Here is an 18355-nt window from a genome sequence, read left to right as displayed (position 1 = left end):
TTCTTCTGCGGAATAGGATCGTTTGGACATAAAAAATACTCCCCCGTAGGTAGTCAGATTTATTTTTTTAATCTGTCTACCTATTGGGGAGCATATCACAGAAGGCTTATTTTCTTTAACTTGAAGAGTAGACCGTAATATTCAATTTGCTTTAAAAGAATTGCATGGGGTAAGTTGTTAGGATAAAAAATTGAATGAAAAGGCATTATATTAGTAATGGAGGTGCAGAATATGCGAATTAAAAATTTCATTTTAATTTGTTTAATAGTTAGTATAATGGTTCCGGTTCAAGTTGTTAATTCGGAAACGAACGATTTGAGTCAAGAGAACACCTATGTTGGTACGGAGGACATAATATTAGATATTTTATCTTCAGATATAGATAAAAAAGTGAGAGAAGAGTATAAAGATAATCCAATAAGAGGTTGGGAAGGGGGACGAGTAATTCAAGTAATATACCATGATGATCACAGTTATGAAGTGTGGATGAGGGTAGTAATACATTCTGATATAAATTTTAAAGAATTTAAGGAAGATGTAATTAAAATGAAAATTTATCCATCATGTGGACATAGTGAAATTAAATGTGACCATGAATTCAAAATAGAAGTAATAGACTACGAAAAAAGTGATTATTAATAAAAAGAGCCCTCTAATGGGAGGGCTTTCTTTAGAGTTATTAATGTGTAACAAAAGAAGATAGCAAATAATATTCATTATCTCGTTCAAACTTTAACTCAATATCTAAATCATTTTCTCCAAAAACCACAACAATAGCATCATTGATACTGGATAGATTGTGTAGTTTGTATTTAATATTACTAAAATCTATGTTCTGCAGAAATTGTTCTTTTTGATTATTAATTGTGAAAGAATTCGAATCATGATTTACAGAAATTTTTGGAGAACTAATGGTCTCTAAGAAGTTGTAATCTTTATTTAGCATTGCATAAATAATCTCAATTGATAAAGCCATAGATTCTCTTAGGTGCTCATTATTGTTCACAGTATCTTCTTCAAGTGCAGCTTTTAAATCTATCACGTTGATTCTCGATAGAACCAACTATTCCAACTATGCCCTTATGAAAATCATCTTTCCACTAAGTCACTTTTAGTTTATTCGGGAAGTTGAAATAACATAGGTGAATAGTTTCCTTGATCCAATAGATTATCAGTGGAAGGGATTGGAGGTTCTGTTACTTGGGGTAAGTTGTTAGAAATAATAAAAAGAGGGCAGTCTCTATTGAATTAAATGAGTCTACCATCTTATATTAACTATTTTCTAGGTTACCTGTTATTTTTTCTCGAGAATGAAAGAGTACCTGATAAAAATAAGGGCGGTTACAACAAATAAACCTGCTATCCAGCTTAAACTGACAATGTTCATATACTTAATAATAACCCCACCTAGTGCAGAACCTAACATCATTCCGATATTCATTAATGCTGTATTAAAACTCAATACTATTTCAGACGATTGTGGTTTTAGTGATACCAAATAATATTGTTTTGCTGGTGTCGTTGTCCATGTTGCTATCCCCCATAGAGCAAATGTAATAAATACGCCTATGGTAGAGTACTGCGTGAAATTCAGTAAAAATAAAGCAAAAATATGGACCATTAGACTAATAGTTATCGTTTGATTTGGTCCCCATCTATCTACTGCATACCCTCCAAAGCGTGAGCCAATAAACGCAAATGAACCTAATACAAACAATGCAATACTTGTCATCTCTATTGTAAAATTTGCTGTACTACTTAACAAAGGAGCAACATATGCAAATACAAGTGTGTAACCTAAAATCCAAGTAATAGTTGTCATTAAACCAGTTAGAATTCGTTTGTCTTTAATAATCTTTATCTGTTGCTTCATTGGTAAAGATGGATTTCCTTTTATAATGGGTAATAGTTTAGAGAGTCCCATTAATAAAAGAATGGTACCAAGTGCAATAATAAGAAAAATATAATGCCAATCTAAATATCCTGCTAAAAATGTTCCGATAGGTACTCCGAGCACTAGTGAAACAGTAAATCCTGTAATAACTGTTGCCATAGCGCTACCTTTTTTTTCTGGAGATGCAATTGTTGCGGCATAATTTGTTGCAACGACAATATAAAGACCTCCGCTCATACCCATAATAATTCTAGATAACATTAGCATGAGAAAATTATAGCTTAAAAATGCGACAAAATTTCCTACTATAAAAGTAAGTATGGCATATAGAAGTACTTTTTTACGATTAAATTTAGAAGTTAACATGACCAAAAATAATGCACCGAAAGCATAGGATAGAGAATAAATGGTAATCAGCTGACCGGTTAGGGAAATTGAAACGCCCATTTCAAAAGAGATCAGCTCTAAGATTCCGGAAACTACAAACTCTGCTGTACCTGTTACAAAAGCTCCTAATGCTAAGAAAATAATAGTAAGCTGATTTATTTTTTTGTTCATTTTTCTTTGTCTCCTTCAATTTAAAAATGTTGTTTTTATTTTAAGAGTTGTGATAACATAAGTAAAATTGTTATTTTTAATGATGGAGATGAGTGATTACTCATGAGTATTGTTCGATTTGAAATTATTGCAACTGTAGTAGAGTTAGGAAGCTTTACCGCAACTGCAGAAAAGTTAAATATGACACAATCAGCAGTAAGTCATGCTGTGGCCAGTTTAGAAGCTGAATTTGGTGTTTCATTACTAATTCGGGATCGTAAAAAAGGGATATCACTAACAGAAATAGGTCAAAAAATCTTACCACACATTAGAGAAGTGCTTAAAAGAATGGAAAGCATTAACCAAGAAATTGCGCTATCGACCAATTTAGAAATTGGAGTCATCCGTGTTGGTACATTTGCAAGTGCTTCCTCTAGTCTATTACCTACTTTGATAGCAACATTTCATAAGAAACATCCCAAAATAGAATTTAAGTTATTTGAAGGTAGCTATGAAGAAATCTCAGAATGGCTAAACTCGGGGGTTATTGATGTAGGCTTTGTTGTAAAGGGAAAATCTGCTCCTAATTTTGATACAGTTCCGTTAATAAAGGATAATATGGTAGTAGCTTATAATACAAAACACAGATTTCATTCTAAAAAAATAGTCAATATGAATGATTTAATTGATGAACCGTTTATTATGCCGACTGGAATGTATCAATCTCATGTAAATGAGATATTTCAAGAAGTGCATATGAAACCATTTATCCGTTTCGAAGTGCACGATTGTACAACGATTGCCAACATGGTGCAAGAAGGGCTTGGAGTAACTATTGGTCCAGAATTATTTTTAAAGACGCAGCGTAACATAAAAATCAGTAAATTAAACATCAAAAATAGTCGTGAAGTGGCGCTGGCTTGCCAATCTATTTCGAACGCTTCTCCTGCAGTAAAAGAATTTCTTCATGTAGCAAAAAATGTTTTTGACTGAGAATAAACTAATTTTCATAAGGTGCCTCACTTCATTGTTGTTAAGATAGTTTGACTAAGAAGGCTGAGATAGTGATTCTAAAACTCTTGTATACGAAAAATGAGTTAGCTTGCCAAAAAAGACACTCCTCAAAATAGAGAAGTGTCTTTCAGTGTTGTGTAATTTAAGATTTAAGATTTAAGATTTAAGATGAGGTAACTAACAAAATATATTCGAGAGTAGATAGAAAAACCCTCATTTACATTCACCAATCAAATTCCTTTCAGTTTGACTTCCAATTTATAATCAAACTTTTTAGATGTGTAGAAATAAGAAACAAAGTCTGTCACATGGAATGTATAACAGACTTCGAGTACAAAAAATTACTAGAATGTAGAACTGGTTTATTTAAATACGTTCTATCCGTTTAAGTTTGTCAATATCAATCACAGATGTTCTTCTCCTATACTCGTTTGATCTAATAGAATTTAGAGTATATTCGCATATAAACAAAATTTACCTAAATTTCCATAACATAATTCATGTATTTCAAACAAATATGATTAAATTTTCTATTTCGGTACTAGTTTTTATAAGATTCATTTTACTAAAAGTATCTTCTAATAACTCATGATTCTTTATCTATATGCATTTTGACTTCAAGAATTTCAAGAATTACAATCGATACCGACATATACATATTTAAGAAAAGGAGGCTAGTAGTAAAGAAGGTACAAAGTCAATAAAGAAGGTGATATTTTAAATGGAGTCTCAAAAAGAAAAAAAATTAAATAAGACTAAACTAGTAAGGACAATTATTATTGTCTTTTTAATCTATATTTTATTAATGGTTTTTACTACTTTTAAGGTTTCTAATACATATACTGGACTTTTTACACTTAAAGAATTAGAAATTTCTGAAGAGAAAGTTGAGTTGGTAATTGGCAATTTCGATTATCCGAATGTAAATATAGTATTAGATAAAGATGAGACTATTGACTTTTCAAAAGGTTTAACTAATTTAAATAAAGTAAAAGTTTCTGAGATATCAAATCACTTTATTGTCGGTAAAGAATACTCATTTCGTCTGAACTTTTATCGTTTTCCGTGGAATGTATTGGTAGAGGAACAGGGGATAGTATACTTAAAAGATCATTTAGAATAACTATGAGTGAAATGGAAAGGAAGAGTCTATGAAACTAGGGAAATTTTTATTAACTACGATAGTAATTACACTAACTTTTGTATGTACTGATTTAATAGCTTTTGCAGAAGAAGAAACTACAGTAAAAGAATTAGAAAAGGTAGGAGTAAATATTGAAGTTTTTCAAGACGGGAGAGTTAAACCAATTGATGAAAATGCTATGTATACCGAAGTAGAATTAGATGAAATCTTAAAAGAAATAGGGTATCCAGATAATTATATTAGTACTTTACCCAAAGAAAGTAAAAGAACTCTAATTAGTAAAGGAGGAAAAATAGTAGATACAGATGTAGAGTTAACACATAATTATATTTCAAAAGACGGTAACCAATATGAAGTTACAGATAACAATAAAAGTGAAATTAAAGCCATTCAAAAAGAAGATCTCAAAAGTAAAGGGATTAAAGAAGACGAACTCCATCAGTATAATTTAGCTAATGATGATATTAGTTTATTTAATTGTTCACATCCGTTTGAAGGAATGTGTGTACATGATGACTGGAGTGGCTTATTAATGACATTATATAAAGGTGAAACAAGCACCTCTTATATTTATGAAATGATTTTAGATGCTACTTGGCAAAAAGGTACAACAAATGTTAATTTTGGTGATGCAATGGCTCTCCACTGGGGGGAGTATGGACAACCAGTTCCTAATTCACAAGAATTTATTTTCTTTGCGGCTTATAATGATCTGACACAAACAAGAGAATCATTTACCCCACGTGTCAATAATGGTAATGGCATTGGGCATACTTTCTTCTTGTTGCCAACTAATACTCAAAATGTAAGAGCCCAAGGTGGAGTTTTGTCACAAGATATTTATATTGCTAAAAGTTATAATCACGAACTTACAGTAACGGCAGAATATGTCCATCCATGGTTACCCGCTAATTTATCAGTTGGTGTTAATGTAGGAGGGATAGATATTTCTTGGAATGTAAGTGAATTTTTTGGAGATACATGGAGTTGGCAAGTTAGCCTTATTCCACAACGACCAATGATGCAAAGAGAAGAATTAAATGTTGAAAATGAATTAAAAAATTAATAAATTAGAAAATTAATTATAGGATAATAGTTATAACTAATCATACAATCTCTGAGATTCTCAACTATGAACCTAAATTCGAAAAAAAAAAATCTATAGAGATTTTTCAAAATTAAGAATCTTGGGCTTTTAAACTGATGAAATTAAAATTATTCGTGTACCTCCTAGTCAGGTGAACCAATACTCAAGACATTCCACCTTAATGAGCTCCTACAAAAACATAGAGGATGAGCGCTTTCGTCAAGGTCTGAAGGCTTCCTTTGGAAGAGGGAAGTCTTTAGATTTTTTTTAGGTAAAAGAAGATAAATAGTCATAAAAAATGTCGTAACTAAAATAAAGTAAATTGAGGTAATTTTCCACAATCCAGTGATTGATAAAGAATTACTTTGCGTAAAGGGTCAATAGTTGCTATTAAATTGAGCTTCCTAGTTTTATAGTTGAAATATAATTAATGTTCCTTTTTTTCTTTTACGAAAAATTGATGTAGTATGGGCTTCGCGCATATTAGGATTATAAAAACAATTAAAAATCCGAATCCATCAAAATTATATTGTACACTCAAAATTAATAAAATAATTAGTAACGTGGCTATTATAATGTTTAATTTCCAGCTATTGTTAATAAAAACCCCTCCTTTATCTTCAATAAAATGCTTTGTATTTTCATTTTACCCTAAATATTTAGAATTTAGGGTCTTAATTTTGACTGTAATAACTCTACAAGGAATGTATAACAGACTTTGAGTACAGAAGAGTCAATTATTCCAACTATCACCATATAAAAATCATCTTCCCAATAAATCACTTTTATTTCCAGATTGTCCTTCAAGCGGTCATAAGCAATCAAGTCAATTAAAAAGCCAACATTCTTATTTTTTTAATAATGTTGGCTGCTTTTTGTTTCATAATATTTACTATGTTTGAGTTGTAAAGTATTTACAGAATCTTCATTGCATGTTCTCCTGTTTACTTGATCTCATAGGGGGTATGTAATTTATTTCAACTAATTTAAATGGGCTATTTTCAAACCTTTTTTGATATTGTGCTACATACATGATGTCTTCTTTTAGTAAATTCCAAGTGCTTTTATCTTTAATATAAATATCAAATTCTTCAATATTAGATTCAGAAAGGTGCGGATTTACAGCAGTTATATACAGTTCACCCTCTTCATTTTTATTTTTTTCTATAATCGTTATGTAGGAACCTACATTAGTTTTGTATGCAAAGAGCCCAAAAACAGTAATTAATATAATGATGACAAGAATGGTAATTCCCCATATTTTTAATTTCATAGAAATTCAAACCTTTCTTTTATTTTTCATTTCAAAAATTGCTCACTAAAAGTCAATTAGCGGAGGAAGATAAGAGTGAAAATGCAGCATAATGTATATGCAAGGCAGCAAGCTTTTTAAAATTTTATGTATTGAGGAGATAATCAATAATTAACATTAATAAAAAAATAAAGCAAAATAGGAAATTGTAGTTATTTTGAGTTTTTCTGCGGAATTCTAAGATGTAAATATGTGAGATTACTCTTGAGAAAATTTTAGTTTAGTATAAATTAATAGGTAGCTATTTGAGATTTATCATAGATTAATAATCTATGTAAAAATGACAATGTGAAATATTTAAAGAATGGAGAAAATTATGGGGAGGAAATATAGAAAGTTATTTTTATTATTAATTGTTTTTTTAATCCTAGCTATAACTATTTTTCTTTATTTTAGATTATCTATGAAAATTTTTGGCGTTATTGAAGTTGTAAATCTTGAAAGTAATGAGCAAGGTTATGAAATCACTTTTTGGATAGAAGATTTGAATGAAGAAAAAATAGTGAAAATGAAACCTAATGATGAATTAATTTATTATGATGAGAATTTATCCGCTAGTACAGTAGAAATTAAAGACATCTGGAAGTGGATTGGTATAGGTGAATATTTTGTATTGTTAGATGTGAAAAAGTTTACAAGCGATTATGAATTGCTTGAATTGTATGAGGATTAATTTAAGGGGGGTAGGTAGTAGAATATTAGATATAATTATTTTAATAAGAGGGGGATACATATGAAAAATATATTTCAAAGAATTCAAACATCCGGTGTACCTCCTAAACAGGTGAACAAATACTCAAGACACTCCACTTTAATGAGCTCCTACAAAAACATAGAGGATGTGCGCTTTCGTCACTATATATAAAAAGAAAAAGGCGATGTGTACCACGCCATGAAATCCTTTTCAGATGGAAACAGAAAAAATATAAGTTTGTTTCTTTAAGGAAAGAAAAAGGTCAGAAGGCTTCCTTTGTAAGAGGGAAGTCTTTTGACCGTAATATTGTAAGTTCTCAAGAAATTAAACACTGAAATAATTACAGATAGAAAAAATTCGATTTGATAAAAGTTTGAGCATTGTATGAATTTTTTTCAACTAAAGTACTATTCCCAATTAATTGACCTTCATAAAACGGGTTACCCTTAAAAACATCATTTCCTTAGTTCGTTGTAGTTAGCATTTCTTATTTTTTAATGTACCTTATTTATTTGATGCAAAGATTATTTTAGAAGTCATATTACTGCCTCTTTCTATTTCATCTTGCTCATAATAATTCTTAATTACCAAATACCTTCCAGACGCTTTTTAATAAACAACATAAAGATGTACTTAAATTCATTCGTAACTTGAATTGTTCCGCTGAATTTAATGAGCGCAATTTTGCGCCTATCTCCTATATAGACAGTCTCTCTATCGTAAAAAAGAAAAATACCTCATTACGCAAGATGGATTTTCTTTTCTGGTGATGGGTTACACGGGGAAGGAAGCGTCAAGGTTTAAAGAGCAATATATTAATGAATTCAATCGAATGAAAAATCATATTTCGCAAACAAGTAAAGATTTGGATTCATACATGATTGAGGACCCCGTAGAACGTGCGAAACGTTGGATTGAAGAACAGCAACAAATTCAGATGTTAGAACAACGAGCAGCACTGTACGAAGAAAAAGCCCATTATGTGGATGAGATTCTTAAATCACAAAATGTTCTGACTATAACGCAAATAGCCAAAGATTATGGCATGTCAGGAATGGCTCTTAACAGAATCTTAAAAGAAGAAGGGGTTCAGTATAAGTTGAGAGGTCAATGGTTGCTTAAATCAGCCTAACACGATAAAGAATATACCAAATCGTATACAGTCGATATTAAACGTTCGGACGGCACGCCAGATGTCGCCATGAATACGCACTGGACACAAGCGGGGAGATTGTTTATTCATGAGGTATTAGTAAATAGAGGGCACATTGCCTTAGTTGATAAAGAAATGAAGCAAGTATTTCATTGTTGAGTAAGTTACTTAAATAATTCATAAAAACCCATGTTCATGGGATAAGCCCAAATGTAAAGTCCAAGTAAAATGACGAAACCAATTACAGTATTGAATAGTTTCTTTGGGAAAGCCTGAACATGGGGAGACTAAGGTAGTTACTCATCAGGGAAAATTAAGAGGTTAAAGTTTGATGAAGGTGAAGATTTTTAACTTTAAAAAAAATATAATTTTATCACTTTTTCTTTAAATATTATTTGTAGTAGTATAAGATGTTATTAGATTATAAATATAGGGAAGAGGGATAAAATGAAGCAGTATCGTTTTAGTAATGACATGAATCAAAAGATTGTTGATGGAATTCTTCAAGGATATAAGAATTATGTTGATGAAAGAGAAGAAAAAAGAAAATCAATGAAGATTAGCTCTGCTTATGCATGGGTAAAAGGAAATCATATTGACGATCAAACTGCTTCACTGTGTAAAGAAATTGGAGTGGAGTATAAAAATGCAACGGCAGGTTATACTTGGGGATATTTACAGCTTGTATCTAAAGACACAAGAAAAATGTTTATCTTAAAAAATGCTAGATATTTTAACAAAGATAATTTCCCAGGTGGAACAGGTGTAAATGGAAAAAAGAATAAAGAAAAGAAAAAAGATAATTATCTGAAGAATTTATCAAAAATCAACCAAGATGTTGATTTTCCGAAAGAAAAAAATTTATTAACTGATGATAATCCTACATTTTTACGGTTATTTGATGACAATACTTTGAAATCTTTAGAGAAGAGTGATGTGAATAAACTTCAAAAAGATTTTGATAATTTTTATATAGTTACATATGGGCTCGATGAAGGTAATATGATTTCAAATATTAAGGTATGGATGCCAAATCCAAACAATGATGTTGCGTATGAAGTTGATGACCTAACATCTCTTATTAGTACAAGTTCTATTGATATTACTGATATAGATACAAGTGTTTTAGAAAATGATTTAATGGACGATGATTACACTTATAACACCGCTTTTGATTATGATATTGAACTTGATGAATTGGATGATGATAAAAAAGACGAAAGTGGTAAATAAGAGCGTATTTGATGGGAGGTAGATTTGATGTTTGTTGGTAAAAGTTTAACCAACATTCGAATTCTCCATGGCTATACACGCAAAGAGCTAGCAGAATTGCTTAATATTTCAGAGCAATCTATTTGGCAATATGAAAATGGATATATGTCTCCTAAATTAGAAGTCGTTAATCAATTAAAAAGTATTTTTAATGTGAAAAGTAAGTACTTTTATTCAAAAGATTTACTTGAGAAACATTTAATAAATGATATAAATTCTACTCATATTGCTTATAGAGCAACTACGATAAACAGTATTCATAAAACGCAATGTGAAGCAAAGCATGTTGATTTTATTAATTCTTTTATGAGTATGGTCGAAAATAAAATATCGTACCCTGAAAATGAAATTTTAGTTCTAAGAAAAAAGGCCATTGAAATTTTGAATGTGAATAGTGAGTCCAGGTTAGAGAAAATAAAACTGATTGCGAAGCACACTAGAAAGTTTCTCGAATTAAATACATCAGGAAACCAAAATTTACTATTCCTTTTAGAGAAAAAAGGTGTATTTATATTCGAAAAAGCAATTGGAGAGAAAATAGATGCTTATAGTGTATGGACCGAAGAAGATAGACCGTTTATTATACTTGGTAACCTAAAAAAATCCGCTGTGAGAAGGAATTTTGACCTTGCTCATGAGCTCGGACATCTTTTAATACACTATAAAGTTGAATTTTCCTCGTTAGACAAAAAAGCTCATAAAGAATTTGAAAAAGAGGCAGATACATTTGCAGCTGAATTATTATTACCAGAAGAGGAGTTTAAGAAAGATTTTTTAACAATTCATAAAAATTCTAATCCGGATGCTTATATTGACATGAAGAAAAAGTGGATGGTATCTATAGCAGCTATTGGTTATCGTGCACAGGCTTTAAAATTGTTAGATTATCAAAAGTACAGATACTTTAACATTTTAATTGTAAAAAAAGGTTATAAAGTAAATGAACCATTAGATGATGAACTAAAAATCCCTAGACCTGGAAAAGTAAGGAGTATTCTACAACTTCTTTTTGAGAATAACGTAATAAATATGAATGAATTGGTTGATGCTCTTAAGGTAGATATAGAGTTTTTTGTTAAGTTATTAGGAATTCCAACGTCTTTCTTTGCAAAATATCAGGACAACAATATTAACCAATTTAATGTAAGGGATTTAAATATAAAAGCTAAATAGTTCTACCAGCCATCTGGAGGACACTGAACTATTACGGACAAGAGCCGTGTTCTGTCAGTGTCCTCTTTTTATGTGAAAATTGATTTTTTAATCAAATTATTAAAATAATAATGTCGGTGCATGGAGAGGGAAATTTAAATGAATAATGCTATGTTTCATTATAAAGATTTATTAATAGAGATATTTATTCTGGAATTGTTTTTAAAAAGTTATGAGGAAGAATACAAGAACATTTATAATAATTCGATTGAAGTAAAGCTAAAAAGAATAGCTACAACTTATTACAGAAAAGAAAGAATAACTGGGGGACTAACTCAGATACCCTTCTATGATGCAATAGTTAAGGCTGATGAAGTGTCTATTAAATAACAAGATATATATGGGAAGCTATGAAAAAAGTATAGATTAAGAGAAGAGATTTAGGAGAGCTTGAAGTCGTTAGAATGTATGAGCAATATGAGCGTAGAGTATTTTATAAAAGTGGATAGAGAATAAACCACTTCCCAAATAGCGTATTTATTAAATTTTATCCTTAACTTCATAAAGGGGGATAATGCGAGGGTTGGACAATATAAGAGGTAAATTATATAGATTATTAAGATTAGAAAAGAAGGGTTGTTATTATGTACAACCCTGTTGCATAAAATTTCTAATTTTTTTCTGGTAATTTATCAAACTCAAATATATCACCATTATTGATAGAGACATTATAAGAATTATCAGGAGTATCTTTTAAAGAAATAATTGCACCGTAAGCCTTCGACCTTTGCTCTTTTATATTAAAATATCCCTTAATCAAGTTGATATCAGAAGGTTCATATCCCTTTTCCAACACCAATTGATAAGCTTCATCTTCTGCTGCCGCAATTTTTTTTGGATTACCATAAAAAAATAAAACATATGAACTATAAAGAGAAAAAGGAAGTGTAATGGCTAGGACTATTATTAGTGACTTTTTACCAAAATTAAACTTTTTTATATTTTTTTTCATATTATTCCACCTTTTTAAGTTATTATATGTAATAATAATATACATAAATATGGTCGACAAGTAAATAAAAGGAGATTGATAATATGAAATTTTTAAAAATTCCCATTATTTTTTTTAGTTTAATTATTGCATTATTTCTTTTTGCAGGCTCAAGTCTTGCCTATGATTATCCAAATGGTACTAAAGCTAGAACGGGAGATATATTAGTAACTAATGAAACATCTAGTAAAGGGCTTACAGGGCATGTTGCAATTGCCATAAATGCAGATCAATACATTGATACAAGAGGGCCTGGAGATACACCAACTATTAGGCAATTATCTGATTGGTTTAAAAGGTATACAAATACAAAAGTAGTTCGGCCAAACGACCAAGCGGCTGCAAGGTCCGCAGGCCAATATGCAGCTACATACCATAATTCGGGTATACCATATAAAGTAAATTTTGAACTATTAGATAATTCATATATTTATTGTTCGAAATTGGTTTGGCAAGCTTATGCTTTTACTGGAAATGTTTTAACAACAGGGATTGAAATGGCTATGGACGGAAGAATCAATATGTATGCTCCATACAATTTCCTACATAAAAAAAATTACGCTAATGGAGGACAAGCTAAATTAGTATACTCTAAAGGTATGATTACTATAGGAGATTTACCAAAAAAATAGTTTGAAATTAAATCTTGTCGACCTATTTAAATAAACAAAACATACCTTAAATTGATTAATTTATTACTTACTCTGAACAAACATTCTTATTGAAAAATCGTGATATACTGTTAGTAAAGGTATTTATCAAAAAGTTTCACTTACCTACAGGGGGTAAATTGTAAGGGTATTGTTTCTACATCTCCATCGTGAGTATGTGTGACTTACAGATTTTATAGGGAGAACAATAAATTGCTAGTGATAATATATTCGAAATCCTAATGGGGCGGCTCTTATTATGGGATTGAAAGAAAGCCAACATCCTCATTTTTAAAAATGAGGATGTTGGCTTATTGTTTCATTATACGTTTTATGTTTGTTTGAACTGTCATTGAATATTTTCCTGTTTATTTGATTTCATAGTGGATATTTAATTTATTTCAACTAATTTAAATGGGCTATTTTCAAACCTTTTTTGATATTCTGCTACATACATGATGTCTTCTTATAGTAAATTCCAAGTGCTTTTATCTTTAATATAAATATCAAATTCTTCAATATAAGATTCAGAAAGGTGCGGATTTACAACGGTTATATATAGTTCACCCTCTTCATTTTTTTTTTTTTTTTTTTCTATAATCGTTATGTAGGAACCTACATTAGTTTTGTATGCAAAGAGCCCAAAAACAGTAATTAATATAATGATGACAAGAATGGCAATTCCCCATATTTTTAGCTTCATAGAAATTCAAACCTTTCTTTTATTTTTCATTTTAAAAAAATTTCTCCGTACCTGAAGCCCCGGCCATAACAGTGAGCGAGGTTCATGAAACATCGATTGAGTTCACATGGAATGATTTAACACATGCAACTTCTTACCAATTATTGCGAGATGGAGAAGAGATTTTATCAAGGAAGCGACACAACATATGAAGATACTGAATTAACACCGAATACAGGATATGCGTATACGTTAGTTGCGATCAATAATAGAGTAAGTAGTGAAGAAACTACTGTTACAATCGAGACACTGCTGATTTAAGAGCCAGTAGAAGAAGAAGAGTCATTGGTAAAACAACCTATTCATTCAGAACAAGTAAGTAATAATCCGAAGGAAAAGCAAGAGACCATATCAAGTGAGAAAAATGAACTTCCAAGTACATCTACGTCATCATACAATTTGATGTTGCTTGGTTCAATCCTAGTTATTTTGGGAGTAGGCTTATATTCTTATAGAAGAAGAGCTCTTAAACTATAATTAAAACTTACATTAAAATCCTGTGATTGCAGGATTTTATTTTTATTCTATCACTTTGGAAAGTTAGCTAATAAATAAAGATGGTTCAAATTCCTTTTTTCGAAGATTATTCTGAATAAATTCTTGTTTAAAAGCAAGTCTAGCAATTTTCATTTGCTTGAGATGAAGAGCGGAATAAACTCTGTAACCATTTGGTTTTCTTGGTACAGGAGAAATATACTGCCATTCCTCATACAGTCGTACTGTATTTGGGTGTACTTGAGATAATTCAGCAATTTCACTAGTTCTCATAAAAAAAGCCACCTTATTAAGTGATGATTAGTAGTTTATGAATCAAAATGGGGGTGCTGGTAAACACCCCGTTTTATAATAAGTTTTTAGAAATAAACTTATTCTACATTTCTCTCATCTTTATTTATAATAAATTGATAGTGCCCTGAACCAATTTGAAAATGTGCACCTTCAGAGTCAGCCCCACTTATCAGTGATATATCTTCTCTCTTCAAAATTGGTATGTTCGATTCAATTATAATATCGTGCTTAAATTCAGGTAATATTATACTTGCTTTACAGTTAGGAGGTAAAAAAATTGAAAGTTGATATTGAGATTTCACTCTCTTCCATTTAACATTTATTTTGCCTGCAGGGATAATATGAGATGCTTCTACCCAATCTACTTGCTCAGCGAAAAAGGGTTGGATAGTAATATCGTCTCCGAATCTAGAGGTGCTATCATACGTTCGTTGAATTCCAGCCAAATGACGATAAAACCATTCTTCTACATGCCCCAGCATAAAGTGATTCTGAGATTTACCAAAAGTAGGACCATCCCAATGTTCAGTTAAGGTAGTGGCTCCTTGTTTAAGTTGATAAATATAGCTAGGTGAATCTTCTTGATCTAACATATTTGCAATTAATTTAGAATGTCCACTCTCGGCAATTGTTTTTAATGTATATCTAAGGCCAACATCCCCACTAGTAGTGTGAAAATCTTTTTCTGTAAAATCATTAACAAGATTATTTAATACAGCTTCTCTATCTTCTTTCCTTATTAAACCAACAGCTAATGGAGTTGCTAATGAGGTCTGACTACCTGAACCTATCTGCTTACTTTTAGGGTTAAAATACTCCCTATAAAACGCTTCACGAATTTCTTCTGCTAGATGACTATAGAATGTAAATTCCTTTTTGATATTTAATATTTTTGAGACCTCTGCTAGTATGACTGTATCATAATAATACATACAGGTGGCTGTTATAGGAATTGGTGTATTTTGAGGTAGAGGAGGGTTTGGTCCTACATCATGCCAATCACCTAATCCGTGCGATAGTATATGATCCTCTGCTTTAGTCATTAAATATGCATGATATTTTGTCATTAGAGGATAATATCTCTCTAACAGTGATTTATCTTGGTACCAGTGATATAAATACCAAGGTAATATTACCGAAGTAGACCCCCACTCTGGTGAATCTCTAAATCCCCCTTCAAACACTGCAAATTCAGGAGCTATATCAGGTACAAGGCCATCAGAAAGTTGAGCTTCCTCTATATCGTTTAACGTTTTTATCATTAAAAGTTGTAAATCTGCATTATATAAAAGCGATGGTCCCATTAAATGAAGCTGCTCTAACCAGCCTAGTTTTTCGCGTTGGGGGCAATCAGTAATGACACTTTTAATATTACTAATCATAGCCCAATTTATAATCTCATGTATGCGATTCCAATTAGGGTTAGAGCATTTAAAAGAACCTGATTGTTCTATGTTGGGATAAATTACTTCTCCTTTTATGTCATAAAGTTCGGGTAGGTTGTTTTCTGAGATAGATTTTGATTGTCCTTTTGGAACTGCTCCTTTAATTAAGAGATAACGAAAACCGGTATAACTAAATCGAGGATGCCAATTCTCTAAATCTTCTCCTCTACAAGTATAAGAGTATAACTGCACAGTACCCGGTTTTTGTTGTAGTTCTTGCCTTATTCCAGTTTTTCTATCAAATAATTCACCAGGTATAAATTTTATTTCACTACCTCTTGTTCCTTGAATGCTTATGTTCATCCAACCTGAAAAATTTTGCCCAAAATCAGCAACATACACTCCATCTTCTAACATTATCCATTTTTTAACATTTAGTATTCTTTGAATTTTGTTACCAAAAATGTTTTCAGCTTTTAATACTCCTTCAGGAGCTTTAGTCAAAGATGCTCTAGTCCATAAATCGTTTTCTTTATAGTGCGGAAGATCCCAACCATCAAACTCTTTTCTGGCATCATAATCTTCTCCTCCGTACAAGCAAGAGAATTCTATTGGTCCAGGAGCTGTTAACCAGCTTTCATCACTTATAATCATTTCACTCGTTCCATCAGAATAGGTGATATGAAGCTGTACTAGAAGTTTAGGATCATCTTGTTTAATAGTTCGAACTTTTGCATTACGCTGAGTACCTTGTTTCATATAACGCCCATCTATTTCATTTAAATTATAAAAACCGTTTCCAAGCATTACACCAATTGTATTATCTGAGTTGGAAAGGTGGTGTGTTATATCGAATACTTTGTATAGGCATGTTTTATCATAATTTGTCCAGCCTGGTTCTAAAATCTCTTCACCGACTTTATTTCCATTAAGCCGAAGTTCAAAATGACCAAGGCCTGTAATATAAATAGTAGCTTTTTGTATTGATTTAGTTAATTTAAATGAATGTTTGTATAGTGGACATGGGATAATATCAGAATATTTACTAGGCCAAGTATTTTTTTCTTTAGAGGTAATACCTATCCATTTTGCTTTCCAGTCTTCCGGTGATAAGAAAGCGGTTTCGAACGCCGCAACTTCACTCTCGATTGTCTTATTTAGATTGGTCTGTATGATGACTTTCCAAAAGTAACTTTGACAAGAAACTAGTTTTTGTCCTTGAAAAGAAATGAGGTGTTGAGAATTTGATTTTACTACGCCGCTATCCCAAATAGTCCCCACATTGTCTTGTAACGATTTAGTATCTGAAGAAACTAGAATTTGATAAGATGTTTGTTGGATATTTCTCTTTGAACAAGAAGATATTTTCCAACTGAAAACAGGTATTTCCTCATCAATAGAAATTGGATTAATTTGTTGATTGGTCTGTAAGTTAAGAACTTTCATTTTGTTCCCCCTACTTTATATTATTTAAATTATCAGTCAGCTCACAATTTAACTTTGAACACATTACTATCAAATTTATGTAAATACAAGTATGATTCAATTAATAAATGATAGTATAACAATAAATGGCAGTCAACAGTAGGTTATTTATTCGTAAGGCGATGTGTACCACGCCATGGTCATATATGTTTCGATGTACTAAAAAGGAGATAACTTATACGTTATCTCCTTTTTAAAGTTGAAAATCGAACCTTAATTTGAATTGATTTGTAAGTGATAGGCTCATTAAAGAACTTCATTGCCTATTCTTATATTTTTGACGGTTTTTTTCTCTAATTTAAAGTCTGAGAAATACCTCTCTCCTCCATTACCAGTAGGAGCTTGAGCAACTAACCCTACTTTGATGGTTTCTGTAACTGGTAAATTAAAAACGCGCATCATCTCATAAATTTCTCCATCTAAAGAATAGTGGAAAGAAAATGATTGCCCCACTCTAACTACTTGTAGCCATACGGTATCCTTATCAATGTTATTATCATTAGCGTCATCCGTCATTTTATTTCTTACCACACTTACCACAGCATGTTTATTAAAATCGGTTTTTTCAAAACAGGCCTTTGCCCAACATTCTTCATTTTGATGAACCATAAGCGCTGAAGCATCGTATGTATCTTTAAAAGTAAGTGATACTTTAGCACTCATAACAAAATCACCTTCAACTTCTGTATAAAAGTAAGGCGCATTATTAAGACTCTGTGGTAGTTCGCCTGATTCAGAAGTCATTTCATTATCATAAGCAAAATCACTTTTCGGTGGAGCAATGATAATCATTTTATCATCTGTAAAAGTGTGTTTTCCTTCATTTAACCACTTAAACTGACTAAACATTTCATTATTCATCTTTAAAACTCCTTTATGATAAATTATATGTAGATGAATGAATTTCATAATTTGAACCCTTAGTTTCGTAAGGCTTTCAAGACACGAAAAAAGGAGTACCTCCCCAAAAGTCGAATTAGTAAGTTACCACACA

General features: G+C 31.2%; 20 protein-coding genes and 1 pseudogene. 13 read left to right on the top strand and 8 right to left on the bottom strand.

What is annotated here, in order from left to right; all coding sequences use genetic code 11:
• Positions 1–231 precede the first annotated feature (231 nt).
• Entirely contained in the window at positions 232–639 is a 408-nt protein-coding gene (locus AZF04_RS12675; RefSeq protein WP_061949037.1) for a hypothetical protein, read from the top strand.
• Between the two features lie 40 nt (positions 640–679).
• Here AZF04_RS12675 and AZF04_RS12670 read toward each other — a convergent pair whose 3' ends face one another.
• Both AZF04_RS12670 and AZF04_RS12665 read right to left on the bottom strand, forming a co-directional pair.
• Positions 680–1063, bottom strand: coding sequence for a hypothetical protein (locus AZF04_RS12670; protein WP_153017259.1), 384 nt, complete (start codon positions 1061–1063; stop codon positions 680–682).
• 231 nt (positions 1064–1294) lie between these two features.
• Positions 1295–2452, bottom strand: a complete 1158-nt coding sequence (locus AZF04_RS12665; protein ID WP_061949035.1) for an MFS transporter — start codon at positions 2450–2452, stop codon at positions 1295–1297.
• A 102-nt stretch (positions 2453–2554) separates the two neighbouring features.
• On the opposite strand from AZF04_RS12665, the gene AZF04_RS12660 reads away from it, so the two are divergent.
• The 3 genes from AZF04_RS12660 (at position 2555) to AZF04_RS12650 (ending at position 5655) form a co-directional block, all read left to right on the top strand.
• Positions 2555–3424: a LysR family transcriptional regulator gene (locus AZF04_RS12660; protein WP_061949034.1), complete on the top strand. Its 870-nt coding sequence runs from the start codon at positions 2555–2557 to the stop codon at positions 3422–3424.
• Between the two features lie 742 nt (positions 3425–4166).
• Positions 4167–4568, top strand: coding sequence for a hypothetical protein (locus AZF04_RS12655; RefSeq protein WP_061949033.1), 402 nt, complete (start codon positions 4167–4169; stop codon positions 4566–4568).
• A gap of 28 nt (positions 4569–4596) precedes the next feature.
• Entirely contained in the window at positions 4597–5655 is a 1059-nt protein-coding gene (locus AZF04_RS12650; RefSeq protein WP_061949032.1) for a hypothetical protein, read from the top strand.
• A 946-nt stretch (positions 5656–6601) separates the two neighbouring features.
• On the opposite strand, the gene AZF04_RS12645 is transcribed toward AZF04_RS12650, so the two are convergent.
• Positions 6602–6949 (bottom strand): hypothetical protein, encoded by a 348-nt coding sequence (locus AZF04_RS12645; RefSeq protein WP_061949031.1) that lies wholly within the window; start codon positions 6947–6949, stop codon positions 6602–6604.
• Positions 6950–7304: 355 nt separating this feature from the next.
• Here AZF04_RS12645 and AZF04_RS12640 point away from each other — a divergent pair, with 355 nt between their 5' ends.
• The 6 genes and pseudogenes from AZF04_RS12640 (at position 7305) to AZF04_RS12620 (ending at position 11649) form a co-directional block, all read left to right on the top strand.
• Complete coding sequence (locus AZF04_RS12640) at positions 7305–7661, top strand: hypothetical protein (protein WP_061949030.1); 357 nt, start codon at positions 7305–7307, stop codon at positions 7659–7661.
• A gap of 60 nt (positions 7662–7721) precedes the next feature.
• Positions 7722–7853 carry a hypothetical protein gene (locus AZF04_RS21800; RefSeq protein ID WP_268753423.1) on the top strand — a complete coding sequence of 44 codons (132 nt, stop codon included), beginning with the start codon at positions 7722–7724 and terminating at the stop codon, positions 7851–7853.
• 568 nt (positions 7854–8421) lie between these two features.
• Positions 8422–8994, top strand: a pseudogene (locus AZF04_RS21605) (phage antirepressor KilAC domain-containing protein).
• Between the two features lie 288 nt (positions 8995–9282).
• The gene (locus tag AZF04_RS12630; protein WP_061949028.1) at positions 9283–10068 is read left to right on the top strand and encodes a spr1630 family ClpXP-sensitive toxin; all 786 of its coding nucleotides are present in this window, start codon (positions 9283–9285) and stop codon (positions 10066–10068) included.
• A 27-nt stretch (positions 10069–10095) separates the two neighbouring features.
• Positions 10096–11280 (top strand): spr1629 family repressor/antitoxin, encoded by a 1185-nt coding sequence (locus AZF04_RS12625; RefSeq protein WP_061949027.1) that lies wholly within the window; start codon positions 10096–10098, stop codon positions 11278–11280.
• 138 nt (positions 11281–11418) lie between these two features.
• The gene (locus tag AZF04_RS12620; RefSeq protein WP_061949026.1) at positions 11419–11649 is read left to right on the top strand and encodes a hypothetical protein; all 231 of its coding nucleotides are present in this window, start codon (positions 11419–11421) and stop codon (positions 11647–11649) included.
• 280 nt (positions 11650–11929) lie between these two features.
• Here AZF04_RS12620 and AZF04_RS12615 read toward each other — a convergent pair whose 3' ends face one another.
• Positions 11930–12271, bottom strand: coding sequence for a hypothetical protein (locus tag AZF04_RS12615; protein ID WP_061949025.1), 342 nt, complete (start codon positions 12269–12271; stop codon positions 11930–11932).
• Between the two features lie 83 nt (positions 12272–12354).
• Between AZF04_RS12615 and AZF04_RS12610 the strand changes: the two genes are divergently transcribed.
• Entirely contained in the window at positions 12355–12942 is a 588-nt protein-coding gene (locus tag AZF04_RS12610; RefSeq protein ID WP_061949024.1) for a YiiX/YebB-like N1pC/P60 family cysteine hydrolase, read from the top strand.
• Positions 12943–13426: 484 nt separating this feature from the next.
• Here the strand turns inward: AZF04_RS12610 and AZF04_RS12605 are convergent, their stop codons facing one another.
• On the bottom strand, positions 13427–13663 hold the full coding sequence (locus AZF04_RS12605) for a hypothetical protein (RefSeq protein WP_061949023.1): 237 nt from the start codon (positions 13661–13663) through the stop codon (positions 13427–13429).
• A gap of 123 nt (positions 13664–13786) precedes the next feature.
• On the opposite strand from AZF04_RS12605, the gene AZF04_RS21235 reads away from it, so the two are divergent.
• Together AZF04_RS21235 and AZF04_RS22070 are read left to right on the top strand one after the other, a co-directional pair.
• Positions 13787–13963 carry a hypothetical protein gene (locus AZF04_RS21235; protein ID WP_156479547.1) on the top strand — a complete coding sequence of 59 codons (177 nt, stop codon included), beginning with the start codon at positions 13787–13789 and terminating at the stop codon, positions 13961–13963.
• 24 nt (positions 13964–13987) lie between these two features.
• Complete coding sequence (locus AZF04_RS22070) at positions 13988–14179, top strand: LPXTG cell wall anchor domain-containing protein (protein ID WP_061949022.1); 192 nt, start codon at positions 13988–13990, stop codon at positions 14177–14179.
• 63 nt (positions 14180–14242) lie between these two features.
• Here the strand turns inward: AZF04_RS22070 and AZF04_RS12595 are convergent, their stop codons facing one another.
• The 3 genes from AZF04_RS12595 to AZF04_RS12585 all read right to left on the bottom strand — a co-directional run bounded on the left by AZF04_RS12595 (position 14243) and on the right by AZF04_RS12585 (position 18222).
• Entirely contained in the window at positions 14243–14470 is a 228-nt protein-coding gene (locus AZF04_RS12595) for a MerR family DNA-binding transcriptional regulator (RefSeq protein WP_061949021.1), read from the bottom strand.
• A gap of 98 nt (positions 14471–14568) precedes the next feature.
• Positions 14569–17322, bottom strand: a complete 2754-nt coding sequence (locus tag AZF04_RS12590) for a family 78 glycoside hydrolase catalytic domain (RefSeq protein ID WP_061949020.1) — start codon at positions 17320–17322, stop codon at positions 14569–14571.
• 285 nt (positions 17323–17607) lie between these two features.
• Positions 17608–18222, bottom strand: a complete 615-nt coding sequence (locus AZF04_RS12585; RefSeq protein WP_061949019.1) for a DUF1349 domain-containing protein — start codon at positions 18220–18222, stop codon at positions 17608–17610.
• Positions 18223–18355: the final 133 nt, after the last annotated feature.

Source organism: Alkalihalobacillus trypoxylicola (genome assembly GCF_001590785.1).
Lineage (GTDB): Bacteria > Bacillota > Bacilli > Bacillales > Bacillaceae_D > Alkalihalobacillus > Alkalihalobacillus trypoxylicola.
This window is presented reverse-complemented; position numbering and strand designations above follow the sequence as displayed.